The organism is Paenibacillus sp. VT-400 (assembly GCF_001029205.1).
GTDB lineage: Bacteria > Bacillota > Bacilli > Paenibacillales > Paenibacillaceae > Paenibacillus > Paenibacillus amylolyticus.
Genome location: NZ_LELF01000067.1, coordinates 640,038 through 657,857 on the forward strand (window position 1 = coordinate 640,038; position 17,820 = coordinate 657,857).

Consider the following 17,820-nt stretch of genomic DNA (forward strand, 5'->3'; position numbering starts at 1 on the left):
ATGATGGAAGTATTGAAGAACAAGGTAAACGCATTTTGGAAGGAAGAGGACGGACTCGGCACGTTGGAGCTGATTCTGATTATCGGAGTTATTATCATTATTGCTTTGATTTTTAAAGACCAAATTAAAAAATTGGTAGAAAGACTGTTAACTAATGTGAGTAATAAAAGTAATGAATTCTTCGAATAACAAGTTCAAAAAGGAAGAAGGGAGCTTCACCGTTGAAGCCTCCCTGATCTTCCCTGTTGTGCTGTTTATTCTTGTGTTGTTGCTCTTCTTTACCATGTACATGTATCAAAAGACATTCCTGAATCAACATGCTTATGCAGCTTCCGAACGTGTAGCCTATAGCTGGGACAACAGCCACAAGCAGGCGATGACAGGTGAATATGGTGTTGGAGAACATGACAATCTGTACTGGAGACTGACGGACGATCGTATGCTTGGAGCACTGTTTGGCTGGGCGGGAGCGGATAATCAGGTTAGCGTCTCTATACCTGGTGGTGAAGGTGGCAATCTCTCGGAACAGAAATTAGCACAAGCGGTGCAACATATGCCCTCAGCTATGAAAGGAACGATTGAGTATCAGAATTCTCTGATTCAGCGGAAAGTAACCACCAAGCTGGAACAAGTAATTTCTTTGCCTCTTCCTTCTTTTTTGTTCGATTCAGGTAACCGTGTCCTCACTCAAGGATCGTCCGCAGTAGTTGAACCGGTTGAATTCATTCGAACGGTAGATTTAATCCGGTATTACGCAGCCAAGTTTAAAGGAAAAGGCGGTGCGGCGACCAGTACAGCGGCAGAAGCCGGACAGGTTGTGCAGCATTTTGGCAAAAGCAAAAAGTGAGAAAAGGAGGAGGGCGGAGCTGTTAAGAAAAAAAGACGGTGAGTCGGGAGCCGTAACCCTTTTTTTAATATTAATATTGGCCGGAGTTTATATGTTTGTCGCTATATTTATTGATTACGCTCGTATAGCGGCATTCAAGGTGCAGACCGAACGCATGAATCATGCTGCGATGAGATCCGTCATGTCAGCCTATGACACATCACTCCGGGAGTATGGTCTGTTCGGGTATGGCGACAGCAGTGGGGATGCAATTATGGCTAAAGTGTTGAATGATAGCGTGAAGCCTTCAGCTGTAAAAGATGGATTCCCCATTCTGGATATCCAGTGGGATACAACTTCGCTGAGCATGGAGCGTGAACTGGGCAGATACGATATATTTAATCGCCAGATTCAGGAGGATATGAAGTATCGGGCTCCGGTTGATTTTACCCTTGAAGTGATCAATCGGTTCAAACCGATATCAGATGAGATGAAGGAAGCCGCGCACACGGTAGACTTGCTGAAAAAATTACAGAAGTTATATGACAAACGTGAAGAATTACTGGATGAAGCCATTGCCAATCAGACGGAATCCGCGGAGAAACTGAAAAATCTTCCGAAGTTGATCATGGACCCGCCTTCACAAGCCATCTATGAAGAAATGTTGGAAGAAACACCTGAGACAGCTGCCGAGGCAGCAGCACGTTATGCAGATTATCTGAACAAGAAACAGGCGGATGAGGGACTGCCGTTCAGAGAGCAACAATACATATTGGAACTGGCTCGTTATCGGACTGGTGTTGGTAATGTGGTGACAGGCATCAGCATGATCGTACAGCCCGCGTTACTGGCCCATCAAACAAAGCTGGAGGAAGCACAGTCCAAAATCGAAGAAGCGCGCAAAGTTAATGAGGAAATGAAACGTGTGATCGCGGAGGGGGAGAACCGTTCGCAGAATGCAAGCTATGACAACGTGGGCAACTCGAGTTTGCCTGGGACGAGTCCTGCATCTACAGGATCAGGCAGTGAAGCTAAGAGCACACGCTCCCTCGCCTCGGAGCTTGTGAGGGAGGATAGCCTATTTGATCAGTTGAAGGCACGTGTGGTTTCACAGAATTCGGACTTCGACAACGTTAGAAGAGACAACATGGAGTTGAATAATCAGCTTCGCAGCGTTACGGGAATGAGTGGAGTTCCGATTAAACCGGCGGTCAGACAGGCCAGTCAGGTTACGGAACGATATATGGACACCTATGTACGTAGCGGTCCTGCCAATTTCATCCTCCAAAGTAAGAAGGAGCTGGAGAGTGGTCGTGGGTCGGATGCCCAGCGCAAAGCGAATGACAAAGAATCCAAAGGGAAATTGAAGGAAGTCAAACGAATCTTGTCGCAGATTAAGAATGGAAGTTCGGGTTCCATGGACGCTTTCAAACAGTTGGAGGAATATTACAACGCTAATATTTCTTTTAATGAGGCTAGTCGTGAGGAAGCCAAAAAGACAGAGATTGCGGGTGACCCCTACGACTCTGGTGGCGATGCCATGAAGGGAATGGATAGTTTGTTTGGCGGGATGTCCGGTCTGCTGGACAGTCTTGGCGACGAATTATTTCAGAATGAATATGCTTTAGCCTATTTCAATTCCATGGATTTTGGTCAGTTATTTACCTGGACTGAAGGTAGTGGAGATGCTGGTGATGTTTTCAAACTGGAGAATCAGGAACTGGAGTATATCGTTTACGGGTTTCATAATCCTTCGGGTAACATCGCTGCGGCATATGCGGAGATATTTGGTATGCGGCTGGCTATTCGGACGGCAGAAGGGTTAATTGAGCACAGCAAGCTTGGGAATCCACTTCTGGTTTTATCGGCGGCAATCTTATATGGGATTACAAACGCCATCGCGGATATGTTGAAACTAGCAAAAGAGGGCAGTGTGGAATTGTCCAAGTATATCAAAGTCAAACTGACGTACAGGGACCATCTCCGATTGTTCCTATTGATGCATAGCAACAATGAACGCAAAATGTCCAGAATGCTGGCGCTAATTCGATTGAATACGGGTGTGAATCCGGATGAGAAACAGACGTATGCTTCGGGTAACATGCGTAGTAGCATCAAGTTGTGGTTTTTACCAGGGGTGGTTAGAAGCATAGGTGCAGTTATGGGTAGTGCGGACCAAGTTGAAGATGGACGATTTTTCATTGAGCGGAAGGCGGATTATTCCTATTGAATGATCAGGATCGTTTCGGTGGAGGGATTATGGATAAGCAGCAACATTATGAAAAAGAAAGCGCACAAAAGCAGATTCGTTTAACACGAATAATCAGATTGCAGCGTTTGAAGTCTCTCAAAAAGCAGATATGTTCTCCAAAAAAGGAACAGGGTAGCATGGTTCTGGAAGCTTCACTGGTGTTACCTGTCTTTCTATTCTTTATCATGTTTCTCATCTTCATAGTGCAAATGACTCTAATCTCCACAGCGTTACAGAGCACGGCGGGTGAAGCGGTGAAGCAATTGTCAACGAAAATATATCCCGTTTCGCTTGCATTCACACCTTCTAATTCTGCCGGCGGAGAAGGTTCAGGAGGGGGCTGGAAGATACCAGAGTTATCACTGACGGAATGGGCAGAAGGTTATGCTTCTTCTCTACCCGAGCCTTTAAGTGATTGGGTACGTTCAGCGGCGGCCAGTGGTGAACAGCCACTACAGGAGATCAAAACATCCGTCTTGGAAACCGTACTTGATCCCACGGTAAAACCGCTGCTTCAGCCTTTTATCGAGCCAACGCTGCTTAATATGGAACGTGTTCATGTGAATGGTATTTCGATACCAGATCTCAAAAACAAAACAAATCCATACTTCCGACTTGAACTGAGTTATGAATTGCCTATAAAAGTCCCCTTTCTCAGTAAACCACTTCGGATTCAGGCTGCTGCGGCAGAACGGGTATGGATTGGAGATACCGGAGAAGGATCAGATGGCAGTGCAGGAGACGGGGATACTGCGGGTTCAGCAACGGTACTGTCGAAGCCTGACCCGGCATACATAGGCAACAATGCAACGATCAAGGTGAAGGTAGAACCAGGAGCGACAGCCAACTTAACGATATTTTACAAGTCAGGTGAAAGTTCTGCGAAGCACATCGGCTGGGCCACCGCAGATGAGAATGGAATTATTGAATGGAATTGGTTTGTTGGTACTCGGACAACAGAAGGAACATGGAGTTTTGTTGTCGAGACAGGGGACGGTGCCAAGACGGAGACTACGTTTACCGTGACCTCCAGAAAATAAGTGAGGAGATGATGGAGGTGGAGTGGTTTTACATTGCCTGTGGCATATACATCATTGCAGCTTTTATTACAGATATTCGTTCAATGAAAATTCCAAATCGATTGACTTTACCCGTGACTGTTGCTGGCGTCTTGGCCCATATCATATGGGAAGGTTGGGATGGTTTCTTGTTTTCAGCCGCTGGATTTGTAGCAGGTTTTGGCATTTTGTTTCTGATGTATGCGATTGGAGCCGTAGGGGCAGGAGATGTGAAATTGTTTGGTGGGATTGGCGCATGGACGGGACTTGCTTTTGGCATTCATGTCATTATTTACTCCGTTTTGTACGCGGGCGCAATTGGTCTAGTGATACTTCTATTCCGTAAAGATTCAGCGAAGAGAATTCGAGGCATGGCAGGTAGTCTTGCAGGTTTTTTTATGCTCGGTTCGCTCAAGCTGGTAAATAAAGAGAAGACATTGAAGTTTCCGTTTATGCTGGCGGTGTTACCTGGATTTATCACGGTCCTTGTCTCAGGACTTTTCCCTTGATATCAGGAGTCTGGAAAACATTAGGATAACAGTGATCGAAGATAGCACTGCGATTGGAGTGGAAGAGTGTGGTGTATTGTAACTCAACTTATATCAACTAAACTTTTTACACGAGAACGGAGAGGACGGAAAAAACCTGAAGAAGCGGAGCTAAAAGCTTTCTGAAAGAAAGCTGCATCGGAAGCATATGCTTTGCCTTTATCCCCGGATTTTCCTTTTTACCAAGGGAATCAAGAAATCTGGGGATAACAGCGATCGGAAGGTTGTTCCGTCATCGAAGTACCCAGTGTAACTTTCTTTAGTTGATCCTATATAACAATGGAAAGAGAGGATTGGCATGTATGGACTAACGAGAGATTTTATTCGTAATGGTGGGGCTTTCATGGTTTTGGAGAAAGCAGACGGGTTACGAATGGAGGAATTGAGCCGTGTACAGATGGGGATGTTGTCCTCCAATCAGATTCCGCGACTTCTTCCTGTTCATATTCGGGAAGTCGATCGAAATGTAACTTTGCAGTACGACATATCAGGGTACAAGATGTTATCTCAGATGTTAAAGTCAAGCAAAATCAAATTGCGTGTTCTGTATGGTTTGTTGTTCCAACTAGCCGATGCCTTCATGGAATGCCGACAGTATATGTTGGAGCCCCGTAAATTATTGATCCAGGAAGAGTACTTGTTCATTAACGGTTCATTCGAACAGGGTGAACTTGGGATGGTATATGTACCAATTATGGATACAGTTGAAGTTGATCCAACGTCTCAGCAATTCCGTGAACTGGTGATCAGGCTGATGGCACATGTACAGGAACTGCAGGGAGAAGGCATTCAGCGTGTTCTGCAGTTATGTGACAACGAACGCTGGGATATAAGACAGTTGCGAGAGCTTCTGTTGGAATTATACGCTGACGAGCAAGAGAATGGAGGAGGCGCAGCATTTCTCTCGTCCAGAACTTCGGAAACACCCAATGATCCAAGAGGTGATCTTCATTCGTCGATTTCTGAGCGAGATAGCAGGCTAGCCACGGGTACTTCTCGGCCATATCAATCCGGTGCTCCCATTCAAAATGCTGCTGTGGGACCGCAACTAAATTTCCGTCAGCCGCAGAAAACATATGAAATCGAGGTGGAAGACATTCCGGTGAGATCTCGAACCTTTCCAGGCAGGCGCTCACCTGAGCAAGTTCCATTAGAGAGTTCAAACGGTATGGATAAGAGAGGAAGTAACTCGTATGATTCGTTAGAGCGTGTTGATATGGAAGTGGAGGAAAAGCCCGGATCTTCCAAAGTAACTTATATCATATTGGGCTGTATGGTTGCCATGGCATTGGTATGGAGATTTATTTACATGGAGCAACCAGGACAGACGCAGATGATCCTGTGCATGGTACTAAGCCTTGGCTTGTTTGGTGTAGCAGGATGGACGTGGAAGCGCAAGGGAAGCCCTCATAATGACTCAGAGAATAAGCGGTCTTTTTCATTCAATTTAGGTAAGAACAAAGGTAAGCAAATGGAAGATGAAGAGGAACAATTTCAGGAAAGTTGGCGCTGGAATACAGCTGATAGGAAAGAGGAACGCATAAACCAAATGGTTGCATCCGCCTCAGAAGGTGGTAGCGAGCATTCCCGTTTTCAAAATTTGCATATGACACCTGAACACTCCGAACCACCGTTCGTTCAGCGCCATGTGGAAACGGTAGCTTCAACTTCAGAGCTAATTCGACAGGATGCAGTTGCGGAGGCAACCGTAAATTTGCAGAATCTGAGTGGAGGTAATGTTACAGGGGCAGGCCCGGTGATGGCGTCTTATTATCTTGAACGAAGATCGGGAAGCAGTGACCAACATGAACGGATGGATGTGCAAGGAGCATCTTTTGTCATCGGAAGATCAGCAGACATGGTTCAGTGGGTGGACACAGCGACCGGCGTGTCCCGTGCTCATGTGGAATTGAGCCGGAACAAATCGGGCTATGTGATTAAGGATCTGGGTTCCGTCAATGGCACCATTCTTCAGGGCAATATTCTTGCTCCGTATAAGGAGTATCCATTGGCGGATGGAGACACATTTACACTTGCGGAGTCAGTCTACACTTATCGGTCGGTTGGATAAGACATAGTTCAATCAGTCAGATAAGCCGCGGTGCTTCAGATCTTCCAGTGCCTGGGTTAAGGTTGGGAAGGTGAACTGGAATCCGTGGTCGAGAGCTTTTTGCGGAATAACTCTCTGCCCCTGAAGCACGACAACGGATAGTTCTCCGACCAAGGTTTTAATCAGGAAGCTGGGTACGGGGAACCAGTGAGGGCGATGATACACTTTACCGACCGTACGACCGAATTCATCATTGGTAACAGGATTTGGTGAGGAAGCATTGACCGGACCTGACACTTGTTTATTTTGAATGCTAAAATCAATGAGTCTTACGATATCCATAATGTGAATCCAGCTGGTCCATTGCTTGCCACTGCCGATCTTGCCACCAACACCCAGCATATAAGGAAGTTTCATCAATGGAAAAGCACCTCTTTTATGTCCAAGCACCAGACTCACCCGGATTTTAACGAGTCTTACATTTTTGATTGCATCTGCAGCAACTTCCCATTGTTCCGAGACCCGGGAGGGGAAATTCATTGATTTTTGCGGACTGCTCTCGTCAAAGGTTTCGGTAGGAGAGGTTCCATAGATGGCCATGGCAGAAGCCTGAACGACCACTTCCGGCTTTTGTTCCAGGGATTCTACCAATCGGGCTACCCGCGCTACAGTCGTGACTCTGGATTCAACAATCTCCAGCTTCGCTTTGGTTGTCCAACGTTGATTCAGCGTTTCTCCGGCAAGGTTAACGAGAGCGTCCATACCTTCCAGCAAGTGAGGTTGTTCTTCGACTTGTTCCCACGATATATATGTAAGATTTTTACTTGGATTATGCAAGTCAGGCAGTTTTCGTGTAATAACTTTCACATGGTGCCCGGCTTGCAGCCAGTAATCTACAAGTGCTCCTCCTACAAATCCGGTACCTCCACAAATGGCAATTTTCATATCAAACATCCTCTCTGTATTTTCACTGCGCTGATACATACCGTTGGATCGACAAACAGCCCCGTACGGTAAGCAATGCCTGTTGGGAACAACTTACCTGACGGAGCATATCTGTATCTAATTAACCAAATCTATATGCCACTTAACTCATCTTTTATTTTATTTAATCAAATGTTGATAAGGGGAATAATCGATTTTGTTTTTCTCCAAAAATTTTACCAAAAACTTATTATCCCGCTTCGGTGTGGCAATAATGTATCCTTTGATGCAATGATCTCTCGATACTTCCGTGGCATTGTCTTCAACTGCAATCTTACCGATCTCTGCAGCAATGGAATGTTTGGCGATGTCACGAAATGGCCCGGGCACAGGCTCCACTAGTTGATCCAAAAAAGCTTTGGCTTCATCTGTCCATAAGTGACGGCTGGCCTCAACCCAATAATTCTGCCAATCCAGTTTGGACTTTCCGTCTGCTTTTGGTAGCACTTTCAAAAACTTGCGCATCATGAAAAATCCACCGATACACATGCTGCCTAGCAATAAAAAAGTCCAGAATGCGATCGTATTCATAAACCAATTGCTGGGGGAATAGCTGTTCAGTATTATCGCGTAGGAGTCGAAAATCATTGCGGAGTCACCTCGGTTCATTGATTTTCACGGAAAGACGGATTCCGCCTACCCATGTTCCACATATTAGCTGTCAAAAATAGCCTCTATCCCGAATTATAGCGCATTTCTAGATTTATTTCGATAATCGCGTTAGAATAAGGGATAATTCAGAATAAGGGGGATCAATAATGCTGAAAATCGGCTCCCACGTGTCCTTTTCGGACAAGGGATTATTGAGTGCAACGAAGGAAGCGTCCTCGTACGGTTCCAGTTCGTTTATGATATATACGGGTGCACCACAGAATACACGTCGCAAGCCAATTGAGTCCATGTATATTGAAGAAGGCAAGGTTGCCATGCAAGAGGGTGGAATGGAAGATATCGTTGTCCATGCACCGTACATTGTTAATCTTGGCTCATACAAAGATAATACGTTTAGACTGGCTGTAGATTTCCTTCAGGAAGAGATCCGTCGTACACATGCCATTGGTGTGAAAAACATCGTATTACATCCCGGCGCTTTTACAGATAAAGATGCCCACTATGGGATCGGACGGATCGCAGAAGGATTGAATGAAGTGCTGGAGGGTGTGAAAGAGACAGATGTGAACATCGCTCTGGAAACCATGGCTGGCAAAGGTACGGAAATGGGGCGCAGTTTCGAAGAAATCGCCCAGATCATCGAGAAAGTAACGTATAACGAGCGCCTGACTGTGTGTATGGATACATGCCACATTCATGATGCCGGATATGATATCGTTAACGATTTTGACGGTGTACTGGAACAATTCGATCGTACGGTAGGACTTGACCGCATTGCCGTAATGCATATTAATGATAGTAAGAATGCTGTGGGTGCGCACAAGGACCGTCATACACCAATTGGCTCTGGCTGGATCGGGTTTGAAGCGATTAACCGCATCGTCAACCATGAGAAGCTTCAAGGACGTCCATTTATTCTGGAGACACCTTGGATTGGTAAAGAGGCTAAGACACAGCGTCCAATGTATGAGGTGGAGATTGCCCTGCTTCGTGGGGATGTTGCCGGTCGATTCGGCCAGGAATTCCTGACAGAAGTAGAACAGTTGCAACACTTTTTCAAAGGTAAAGAGATTGAGTCTCGTTCGTATATTCTGGATGTGTGGACGTTGCTCAAAAATGATGCCAAAGCCAAAAAGGCAGATCCGCGCGAACCGCTGGAACGTCTCTATGACATGGTGACTGAAGCTGCTCTGTTCCCGCATTTGAATGAAGAACAACTGAACCATCGCTTGATTGCATGGCTTGCGGGTTAATCCCGCAGGTCATGGCTTAATTGAAGGAGGAAGAATAACCCGATGGAGATCCACGCTAAACAAGTACGCCTTGATTCTAAAAACCGCGCCGATCGTGCGCGCATGCTTATTTCCTGTCCGGATGGTCCAGGAATTGTAGCTGCCGTATCTCATTTCCTGCACCAGCATGGTGCAAACATTGTTCAGTCGGACCAGTATACAATGGACCCTGCTGGCGGCATGTTCTTTATGCGAATTGAGTTTGATCTTCCGCAATTGTTGGTCAATTTGCCGAAACTGGAAGCTGATTTTGAAGAAGTAGCAAGCCGTTTCCAGATGGAATGGACGTTATCTGCGGTCAGCCGCAAGAAGAAACTGGCTATCTTTGTATCCAAAGAAGATCACTGTCTGGTTGAATTGTTGTGGCAATGGCAGGCAGGCGACCTGGATGCAGATATTGCGCTTGTGGTCAGCAACCATCTGGACATGAAGGACTATGTAGAATCATTTGGCATTCCATATCATCATATCCCAGTTACAGCAGATACGAAAAAAGAAGCGGAACAGCGCCAACTGGACGTCATCGGCAACGATGTGGATGTGATCATTCTGGCTCGTTACATGCAGATTATCTCTCCGATGTTCATTGAGCATTACCGCAATCGAATCATTAATATTCACCATTCGTTCCTGCCAGCCTTCGTGGGTGGTAAACCGTATGCACAGGCGTACAACCGCGGTGTCAAAATTATCGGTGCGACAGCGCACTATGTTACGGAAGAACTGGATGGCGGCCCGATTATTGAACAGGATGTGCAGCGTGTAAGCCACGGGGACGATGTAACCGAGCTGAAGCGTATTGGACGTACCATTGAGCGTGTTGTGCTCGCACGTGCCGTGAAATGGCATGTCGAAGACCGTGTTCTTGTTCACGAAAATAAAACCGTTGTATTTTAAGCTCACGCTTTAATACTGTGCAAGGTTGATTCGGAACCACGTAATAGACTAACAATAAAGCGACCCCAATTCGTTTACGAAACGGGAGTCGCTTTATTTGTTGTGTTGATATACTTTCCGCACAAGCCAACCATAATACCAAACAGCAGATGTCCTACAATCCAGTAGAGGATGGCGGACACATCGTACAGGTCTGGCACACGTGATGACAATTGAGAGAGTGGGATATAGAGCAAGGACGAGACCGCACCAAGTAAAATTCCTTTGATCATAGGGCGGCCTGAATGCCTTACCCACCACACATAGAAGATACCGATGACAACGGACACGATGAGATGCAAAGCAAATTCAATGAATTCGGGTAAGGTTGGCGGAAGACCAGGCACAAAATCAATATTCAGCAGCAGAGTATATACTTGTTCACCTGTGATGGCCTGAATCATTTTGAGGAAAAATCCCAGGACAACCCCCGAGAGAATTCCCGTTAAAATACCGGATATCCAGGGTAATGAGTGTTTTGCCGATGTTGATGGGTGAGCAGCAGGATCTGGCATGATCGAGACCTCCTATGATTGACGCGTGTACATCTGAAAAAAGTAAACCACAGCCCGACTTTCGAATCCATATTCAGGAACATTATATGTGAATTGAGGATGAATATCTAAAAAATGCATGGTTTTCAGGTTAAAGGTTATACTTCATGCGATGGATTTGCGAGGCTCCTTAAGTCTACTTTTGGAATTTAGTACCTTGTACAGTACGATTTTTGCTTGATAGGCCAAGGAATATTCATCACAAACCACCGATTTTTCACGAACTTCTAAAAGAAGGTTATGGAAAAGCTTCACGCCAAGTGATACAATACAAAAGTGAATAAGTCAAAATGAAACACTCAAGCGGATTCACTTATTGTGAAATTCGGTTTGCTTGTATGATGAGAGGGATTCGCTTGCGCACCCGACTTATCTAAAGACATGAGGAGGACAAACCATGACTGACAAGAACGAAGCGATTCAAAAGGACGAGAACACTACAATCGACAACCTGTCGATTACTACCGTACGTACTTTGGCGATTGATGCAATTGAGAAGGCAAATTCCGGACATCCGGGTATGCCGATGGGCTCCGCTCCAATGGGGTACCAACTTTTTGCAAAAACGATGACTCATAACCCGGACCACCCAACTTGGGTTAACCGGGACCGTTTTGTCCTGTCTGCAGGACATGGCTCCATGTTGCTGTACAGCTTGCTGCACCTGAGCGGATATGATCTTCCAATGGAAGAACTGAAACAGTTCCGTCAATGGGGAAGCAAAACTCCGGGTCACCCGGAATTCGGACATACTGCAGGTGTTGATGCAACAACCGGCCCACTGGGTCAAGGTATTGCAATGGCTGTAGGTATGGCGATGGCTGAAGCTCAACTGGGCGCAACATACAATAAAGACAAATTCAACGTAGTTGACCACTACACTTACGCAATCTGTGGTGATGGCGACTTGATGGAAGGCGTATCTCATGAATCAGCTTCCCTGGCTGGACGTTTGCACCTGGGCAAACTGATCATGTTGTTCGACTCCAATGACATCACGTTGGATGGTAAATTGGATCTGTCTTCTTCCGAAAGCATCGCGAAGCGTTTTGAAGCTTATGGCTGGCAAGTGCTGCGCGTTGAAGATGGTAACGATCTGCCTGCAATCGAAAAAGCAATTCAGGAAGGTCAAGCAGATACACTGCGTCCTACACTGATCGAAGTTAAAACGGTTATCGGTTATGGTAGCCCGAACAAACAAGGTAAAGGCGGCCACGGCGGTACTCACGGATCTCCACTGGGTGCAGACGAAGCCAAATTGACTAAAGAGTATTACAAATGGGTTTACGAAGAAAACTTCCACGTACCAGCTGAAGTTCGCGATCACTTTGCACAAGTGAAAGATCGTGGTATCTCTGCTAACAAAGCATGGGACGAGAAATTTGCCGAGTACAAAAAAGCTTTCCCTGAGCTGGCAGCTCAATTCGAAACAGCGATTAACGGCGACCTTCCAGAAGGTTGGGACCGTGATCTTCCTAAATATGCAGCAACAGACAAAGCTCTTTCCACTCGTGTAGCATCCGGTAACGCTCTGAACGGTCTGGCGCACAACGTGCCACAACTGACAGGTGGATCTGCTGACTTGGAAAGCTCCACAATGACTCACTTGAACAACCTGGAGAACTTCACACCTGAAGATTACTCCGGCCGTAACATCTACTTCGGTATCCGTGAATTCGGTATGGCTGGAGCAATGAACGGTATGGCACTGCACAGCGGTGTGAAAGTATTCGGAGGTACGTTCTTCGTATTTACCGATTACCTGCGTCCGGCTGTTCGTCTGGCTGCCCTGATGGGATTGCCTGTAACGTATGTTCTGACTCACGACAGTATCGCTGTTGGTGAAGACGGTCCTACGCACGAACCGATCGAGCAATTGGCATCCCTGCGTATCATTCCTAACCTGACGGTTATTCGTCCGGCTGATGGTAATGAAACTTCGGCTGCTTGGGCTTACGCGCTTGAGAACAAGAGCAACCCGGTTGCACTCGTACTCACTCGTCAAAACCTGCCGATCCTGGAAGGTACCGTTGAAGGTTCACGTGAGAACGTGAAACGTGGTGCTTATGTTGTCTCTGATGCAAAAGATGGCAAAGCGGTAGCACAAATTATCGCTACAGGTTCTGAAGTGCAATTGGCTGTTAAAGCTCAAGCAGCACTTGCAGAACAAGGCATCCAAGTTCGCGTAATCAGCATGCCAAGTTGGGATCTGTTCGAGAAACAAGATAAAGCTTACAAAGAGTCCGTTCTTCTTCCGGATGTTAAAGCTCGTCTTGCGATTGAAATGGCTTATCCAATGGGCTGGGAGAAATATGTTGGCGATCAAGGTGACATTCTCGGAATCAGCACATTTGGTGCTTCCGCGCCTGGCGACCGTGTTATCCAAGAATATGGCTTTACAGTGGATAACGTGGTTAGCCGCGTAAAAGCATTGCTGTAATAGCTTCATAAGCGTTGTTATGGTTGGGAGAGCATCATGCTGTCCTGATCCATGGCAGTAAGTTATTTCCGCAGAGATGGGCGGTGATTCGTTCGTTATCGCCCTGATCTGTTTTGCCTTTTGTTTTCATTAACTTCAGGGGAGCGGGTACGCATGTCACAATTCGATCAAGTCAGTGTAGTGAAAGAGGCCAACATTTATTATGATGGTCAGGTAACCAGCAGAACGGTTATTTTGGGGGATGGCAGCAAAGTGACTCTGGGCATCATGCTTCCAGGCAGTTATGAGTTCGGTACGGATTCCCGTGAAATTATGGAGATTCTGTCCGGAGATCTGAAAGTATTGCTTCCCGGAGAAGAAGAGTGGCAAGAGATTCAAGGCCAAGCTACGTTCCACGTGCCTGCCGAATCCAAATTTAAACTGGAGATACGCAGCGTTACTGACTACGTCTGCTCGTACCCGGCGGAATAACATAAGAAGGGTAAGCAGAACCGCAACCTGCGGATTCGGTTTACCCTTTTTGCTTCTTGAATTCTAACGACAAAGTTCGAGCTGCAAGCTTGTCAGCCCCGTGGATTTGAAGTATCCTTAAGGCAAGTTGTTTAGAATGGAATACGGACATAATATAAGAGGTTGTTCAAAAAGTCCGCTTTTGATTACAAAGTTTGAACACGCACTATAATCGAAATCAGGAGGTTTTTGAGATCATGGCAAAAAAAGTGACATTTGACTATAGCACGGCATTGCAATTTGTAAATCAGCACGAAGTGGATTATTTCGCAGAACCGATTCGTCTGGCTCATGAGCAGCTTCACAACGGAACAGGAACAGGCTCCGATTATCTGGGCTGGATTGACCTGCCAACGGCTTATGACAAAGAAGAGTTTGCCCGCATTCAAAAAGCGGCTGCCAAAATCCAAAGCGACTCCGAAGTACTGATCGTTATCGGTATCGGTGGATCATACCTGGGTGCACGTGCAGCGATTGAAATGCTGACTCACTCTTTCTATAACAATCTGCCAAAAGACAAACGCAAAACGCCTGAAATCTATTTTGCAGGAAACAATATCAGTTCCACATATGTAACTCATTTGCTGGATCTGGTAGAAGGCAAAGATTTCTCCGTCAACGTTATCTCCAAATCCGGTACAACAACAGAGCCGGCTATTGCATTCCGTATCTTCCGTGCAGCGCTGGAAGAGAAATATGGTAAAGAAGAAGCTCGCAAACGCATCTATGCTACAACAGACAAAGCGCGCGGTGCATTGAAAGAACTGGCAAATGCAGAAGGATACGAATCTTTCATTATCCCGGATGATGTAGGTGGACGTTACTCCGTTCTGACAGCTGTAGGTTTGCTGCCAATCGCAGCAGCGGGTATCAGCATCGAAGAAATGATGCAAGGTGCGGCTGACGCATCCAAAGAATACAGCAATCCGAACGTAGCTGAGAATGAAGCATATCAATATGCTGCTGTTCGTAACGCATTGTATCGCAAAGGCAAAGGCACTGAGATTCTTGTAAACTATGAGCCATCTCTGCACTTCGTATCCGAGTGGTGGAAACAACTGTTTGGAGAGAGTGAAGGTAAAGACTACAAAGGGATCTATCCTGCATCCGTTGATTTCTCTACAGACTTGCACTCCATGGGTCAATTCATCCAGGAAGGTAGCCGGAATATCTTCGAAACTGTTATCCAGGTTACTGAAGTTGCTGAGCATATCTCAATCAAATCCGATCCGGACGATCTGGATGGTTTGAACTTCCTTGAAGGAAAAACTATGGACTTTGTTAACAAAAAAGCGTTCCAAGGAACACTGCTTGCACATACGGATGGTCAAGTACCAAACCTGATTGTGAACATTCCAGATATGACTCCATATTCTTTCGGATATCTGGTATACTTCTTTGAAAAAGCATGCGGTATCAGTGGCTACCTGCTGGGCGTCAATCCATTTGACCAACCAGGCGTGGAAGCTTACAAGAAAAATATGTTCGCTTTGCTGGGCAAACCAGGCTTTGAAGAAGAGAAAGCAGCGCTCGAAGCGAGACTTTCCGAATAATTCATTAGTTTGCTCATATAGTTGAATAAGGTAATGTAAATCTAACCGGGAATCACTGTTCGTGTAAGATGCAGGGTTCCCGGATGTAGATAACCAGGGCAGTTCGTCCGCGTTCGCGCGGTGAACTGCTTTCTTGTAAAATGGACTCAGGAAAAGATCAGAAAGTTGGATTTAGGATGATTGAACGTTATCGCACGGTTCGAGGACCGGGCAATCTGGAAATTGTAATCAAGAAGTCGCGATTTATCGGTCATATTATGCCGGTCACGACAGAGGAAGAAGCTGTTGCCTTCATCGATGAGATCAAGAAAAAACATTGGAATGCCAATCATAACTGCTCTGCATACATGATTGGGGAGCGGGACGAGATCCAGAAGCAATCCGATGACGGTGAACCCAGCGGAACAGCAGGGAAACCCATTCTTGAAGTGATCAAAAATCAGAAATTAAAAAATGTGGCAATTGTGGTTACGCGATACTTCGGGGGAATTATGCTTGGAGCTGGCGGGTTAATTCGTGCTTATACGGATGGAGCTGTAGCAGCCATTGAAGCCGGAGAAGCCATTACCAACGTGCTGCATCGTGAAGTGTTTGTTGAACTGGATTATACGTGGCTGGGTAAAGTGGAAAATGAGTTAAGAAGCCGGGAAGTCCGTACAGGTGAAACTGGATTCACCGATAAGGTTACGTTGACTTGTCTTCCGCCGGATAGTGAAACCGAGGCTTTTATAGCCTGGATCACGGATTTGACGCAAGGGCAATCCCGGATCACGGAGGGACAGCGGCTTTATTTTATTGAAGGGGAATAAAATATATGGCTAGAAGAGCAGTCGAACAGGAGTTGTCGAGGGAGCGGATACTGGAGGCGGCGAGGCACCTTTTTATTACCAAAGGATACCGCGCCATTTCGATGCGAAGCATCGGCCAGCATCTGGGCTATAGTCATGGGTCGCTGTATTATCACTTTAAGGAAAAGGCAGAGCTGTTCTATGCCATCGTGGTTGAAGATTTCAATCATTTGGGGCATTTGCTGCTGCAAGCCATGGTCAGGCCAGTTCGTGATGATGTGAGCAAGGTAGAGCACATTATGATGGAGTTTATTCGCTTTGGTCTGGAGAATCCATACCAATACGAAATTATGTTTATGATCAGGGACGAAGAACTATTGTCTTATTGTCGTACCGAACAGGGACGTTGCTTCGAATTGTTTGCATCGATTATAAGGCAGTATATGAATGAAGCGAACTGTACGGAAGAGGATATTCAAAGGGTACCGCGTACGCTATTTTTGGCTATGCACGGATTCATTTCTTATTACATTCAGGACCGTTTAACGTTTGTGGAGATTGAATCGTCTGCGCTGTCTCATGTCAAAGTGCTGTGCCGCAATCTGGGTCAGCAGCCTGGCGACCAATAATGGCGCTGTTGTTGCACCCCTACACTTCAGGGCGGTGATTTGTCATAACTTTAATTCTTTATAACGTTGTCTCGCGAAAGTTAGTAAACGCAGCAGACCAAGTCAGGCGGCTCCGACCCGGAATGAGGGTGGACCGCCTGTTTGTGTTTGCAAAAATGAACGAGTAGGGCAGGCCTATTGGACCCAACTAACCTTCCATGATTTTGAGAAAGTACTCCCGCTCACGTGGCCCATCGAATTCGCAAAAGTAAATGCCTTGCCAGCGGCCGAGAAGCAGCCTGCCTTCGTGAATAATCACCGTCTGTGATGGCCCTGTTGTGATCGATTTGAGGTGAGAGGCTGTATTGCCTTCGGCATGTCGATACTCGGGGTGCTCCCAAGGGTACACTTCGTCCAGGCGCAACAAGACATCGTGTTTCACATCCGGGTCTGCATTTTCGTTGATGGCTATACCCGCCGTCGTATGTGGACAGTAGATGAGCATCGTCCCATTCTGCACCCCGCTACTCTGGACAACCTGCTTTACGTCCCATGTGATATCCTTCATTTCATCTCGTGTGGAAGTGGATATATTCTTCTTGTATAACATGTTAAATCACTCCTTAGGATCTCATTTCTTACCCTCGATTGTACCTTAACCACTACATACCAAACAAACCACATATGAAGACGGATATGTGAATCGCACAATAACGGAGAGGTCAGAAATAACCTGAAGAAGCGGAAGCTAAAAGCTTTCTGTAGGAAAGCTGCTTCGGAAGCATAAGCTTCGCCTTTATCACCGGATTT

At 46.1% G+C, this 17,820-nt stretch carries 17 protein-coding genes; 13 read left to right on the forward strand and 4 right to left on the reverse strand.

Annotated elements, in window-relative coordinates:
* From EL84_RS13500 to EL84_RS13525, 6 genes are all read left to right on the forward strand, one after another.
* Positions 1–189, forward strand: a complete 189-nt coding sequence (locus EL84_RS13500; protein WP_047842034.1) for a Flp1 family type IVb pilin — start codon at positions 1–3, stop codon at positions 187–189.
* A complete protein-coding gene (locus tag EL84_RS13505; protein ID WP_047842035.1) occupies positions 173–847 on the forward strand; it encodes a TadE/TadG family type IV pilus assembly protein in 675 nt (224 codons plus the stop codon). The genes EL84_RS13500 and EL84_RS13505 overlap by 17 nt, the downstream gene beginning before the upstream one ends.
* A gap of 91 nt (positions 848–938) precedes the next feature.
* Positions 939–3,056 carry a hypothetical protein gene (locus tag EL84_RS13510; RefSeq protein WP_053061480.1) on the forward strand — a complete coding sequence of 706 codons (2,118 nt, stop codon included), beginning with the start codon at positions 939–941 and terminating at the stop codon, positions 3,054–3,056.
* 29 nt (positions 3,057–3,085) lie between these two features.
* Positions 3,086–4,117: a hypothetical protein gene (locus EL84_RS13515; RefSeq protein WP_047844173.1), complete on the forward strand. Its 1,032-nt coding sequence runs from the start codon at positions 3,086–3,088 to the stop codon at positions 4,115–4,117.
* Positions 4,118–4,128: 11 nt separating this feature from the next.
* On the forward strand, positions 4,129–4,644 hold the full coding sequence (locus EL84_RS13520) for a prepilin peptidase (RefSeq protein ID WP_047842036.1): 516 nt from the start codon (positions 4,129–4,131) through the stop codon (positions 4,642–4,644).
* Positions 4,645–5,026: 382 nt separating this feature from the next.
* Complete coding sequence (locus EL84_RS13525; RefSeq protein WP_161799428.1) at positions 5,027–6,754, forward strand: DUF6382 domain-containing protein; 1,728 nt, start codon at positions 5,027–5,029, stop codon at positions 6,752–6,754.
* 12 nt (positions 6,755–6,766) lie between these two features.
* Here EL84_RS13525 and EL84_RS13530 read toward each other — a convergent pair whose 3' ends face one another.
* Positions 6,767–7,678 (reverse strand): TIGR01777 family oxidoreductase, encoded by a 912-nt coding sequence (locus EL84_RS13530; RefSeq protein ID WP_047842038.1) that lies wholly within the window; start codon positions 7,676–7,678, stop codon positions 6,767–6,769.
* Positions 7,679–7,837: 159 nt separating this feature from the next.
* Entirely contained in the window at positions 7,838–8,305 is a 468-nt protein-coding gene (locus EL84_RS13535; RefSeq protein ID WP_036610792.1) for a DUF2621 domain-containing protein, read from the reverse strand.
* A 170-nt stretch (positions 8,306–8,475) separates the two neighbouring features.
* On the opposite strand from EL84_RS13535, the gene EL84_RS13540 reads away from it, so the two are divergent.
* Both EL84_RS13540 and purU read left to right on the forward strand, forming a co-directional pair.
* A complete protein-coding gene (locus EL84_RS13540; protein ID WP_047842039.1) occupies positions 8,476–9,582 on the forward strand; it encodes a deoxyribonuclease IV in 1,107 nt (368 codons plus the stop codon).
* A 42-nt stretch (positions 9,583–9,624) separates the two neighbouring features.
* Positions 9,625–10,518, forward strand: a complete 894-nt coding sequence (purU, locus tag EL84_RS13545) for a formyltetrahydrofolate deformylase (RefSeq protein WP_047842040.1) — start codon at positions 9,625–9,627, stop codon at positions 10,516–10,518.
* 74 nt (positions 10,519–10,592) lie between these two features.
* Here purU and EL84_RS13550 read toward each other — a convergent pair whose 3' ends face one another.
* On the reverse strand, positions 10,593–11,072 hold the full coding sequence (locus EL84_RS13550) for a hypothetical protein (RefSeq protein WP_047842041.1): 480 nt from the start codon (positions 11,070–11,072) through the stop codon (positions 10,593–10,595).
* A gap of 436 nt (positions 11,073–11,508) precedes the next feature.
* Here EL84_RS13550 and tkt point away from each other — a divergent pair, with 436 nt between their 5' ends.
* The 5 genes from tkt (at position 11,509) to EL84_RS13575 (ending at position 17,031) form a co-directional block, all read left to right on the forward strand.
* On the forward strand, positions 11,509–13,551 hold the full coding sequence (gene tkt / locus EL84_RS13555; RefSeq protein WP_036610788.1) for a transketolase: 2,043 nt from the start codon (positions 11,509–11,511) through the stop codon (positions 13,549–13,551).
* Between the two features lie 153 nt (positions 13,552–13,704).
* On the forward strand, positions 13,705–14,022 hold the full coding sequence (locus tag EL84_RS13560) for a pyrimidine/purine nucleoside phosphorylase (RefSeq protein WP_017689983.1): 318 nt from the start codon (positions 13,705–13,707) through the stop codon (positions 14,020–14,022).
* Between the two features lie 236 nt (positions 14,023–14,258).
* On the forward strand, positions 14,259–15,614 hold the full coding sequence (locus tag EL84_RS13565) for a glucose-6-phosphate isomerase (RefSeq protein ID WP_017689982.1): 1,356 nt from the start codon (positions 14,259–14,261) through the stop codon (positions 15,612–15,614).
* A gap of 176 nt (positions 15,615–15,790) precedes the next feature.
* Entirely contained in the window at positions 15,791–16,423 is a 633-nt protein-coding gene (locus EL84_RS13570) for a YigZ family protein (RefSeq protein WP_047842042.1), read from the forward strand.
* 5 nt (positions 16,424–16,428) lie between these two features.
* Positions 16,429–17,031, forward strand: a complete 603-nt coding sequence (locus EL84_RS13575) for a TetR/AcrR family transcriptional regulator (protein WP_036669101.1) — start codon at positions 16,429–16,431, stop codon at positions 17,029–17,031.
* A gap of 187 nt (positions 17,032–17,218) precedes the next feature.
* On the opposite strand, the gene EL84_RS13580 is transcribed toward EL84_RS13575, so the two are convergent.
* On the reverse strand, positions 17,219–17,620 hold the full coding sequence (locus EL84_RS13580; RefSeq protein WP_047842043.1) for a secondary thiamine-phosphate synthase enzyme YjbQ: 402 nt from the start codon (positions 17,618–17,620) through the stop codon (positions 17,219–17,221).
* Positions 17,621–17,820 lie beyond the last annotated feature (200 nt).

What these genes read in the sequence shown, in the direction of transcription:
- tkt (WP_036610788.1), top strand. Translation starts at nt 11,509, where the DNA reads ATGACTGACAAGAACGAAGCGATTCAAAAGGACGAGAACACTACAATC.
- EL84_RS13550 (WP_047842041.1), bottom strand. Translation starts at nt 11,072, where the DNA reads ATGCCAGATCCTGCTGCTCACCCATCAACATCGGCAAAACACTCATTA.
- EL84_RS13540 (WP_047842039.1), top strand. Translation starts at nt 8,476, where the DNA reads ATGCTGAAAATCGGCTCCCACGTGTCCTTTTCGGACAAGGGATTATTG.
- EL84_RS13565 (WP_017689982.1), top strand. Translation starts at nt 14,259, where the DNA reads ATGGCAAAAAAAGTGACATTTGACTATAGCACGGCATTGCAATTTGTA.
- EL84_RS13510 (WP_053061480.1), top strand. Translation starts at nt 939, where the DNA reads ATGTTTGTCGCTATATTTATTGATTACGCTCGTATAGCGGCATTCAAG.
- EL84_RS13520 (WP_047842036.1), top strand. Translation starts at nt 4,129, where the DNA reads ATGGAGGTGGAGTGGTTTTACATTGCCTGTGGCATATACATCATTGCA.
- EL84_RS13535 (WP_036610792.1), bottom strand. Translation starts at nt 8,305, where the DNA reads ATGATTTTCGACTCCTACGCGATAATACTGAACAGCTATTCCCCCAGC.
- EL84_RS13580 (WP_047842043.1), bottom strand. Translation starts at nt 17,620, where the DNA reads ATGTTATACAAGAAGAATATATCCACTTCCACACGAGATGAAATGAAG.
- EL84_RS13515 (WP_047844173.1), top strand. Translation starts at nt 3,086, where the DNA reads ATGGATAAGCAGCAACATTATGAAAAAGAAAGCGCACAAAAGCAGATT.
- EL84_RS13500 (WP_047842034.1), top strand. Translation starts at nt 1, where the DNA reads ATGATGGAAGTATTGAAGAACAAGGTAAACGCATTTTGGAAGGAAGAG.
- EL84_RS13570 (WP_047842042.1), top strand. Translation starts at nt 15,791, where the DNA reads ATGATTGAACGTTATCGCACGGTTCGAGGACCGGGCAATCTGGAAATT.
- EL84_RS13505 (WP_047842035.1), top strand. Translation starts at nt 173, where the DNA reads ATGAATTCTTCGAATAACAAGTTCAAAAAGGAAGAAGGGAGCTTCACC.
- EL84_RS13575 (WP_036669101.1), top strand. Translation starts at nt 16,429, where the DNA reads ATGGCTAGAAGAGCAGTCGAACAGGAGTTGTCGAGGGAGCGGATACTG.
- EL84_RS13560 (WP_017689983.1), top strand. Translation starts at nt 13,705, where the DNA reads ATGTCACAATTCGATCAAGTCAGTGTAGTGAAAGAGGCCAACATTTAT.
- EL84_RS13525 (WP_161799428.1), top strand. Translation starts at nt 5,027, where the DNA reads ATGGTTTTGGAGAAAGCAGACGGGTTACGAATGGAGGAATTGAGCCGT.
- purU (WP_047842040.1), top strand. Translation starts at nt 9,625, where the DNA reads ATGGAGATCCACGCTAAACAAGTACGCCTTGATTCTAAAAACCGCGCC.
- EL84_RS13530 (WP_047842038.1), bottom strand. Translation starts at nt 7,678, where the DNA reads ATGAAAATTGCCATTTGTGGAGGTACCGGATTTGTAGGAGGAGCACTT.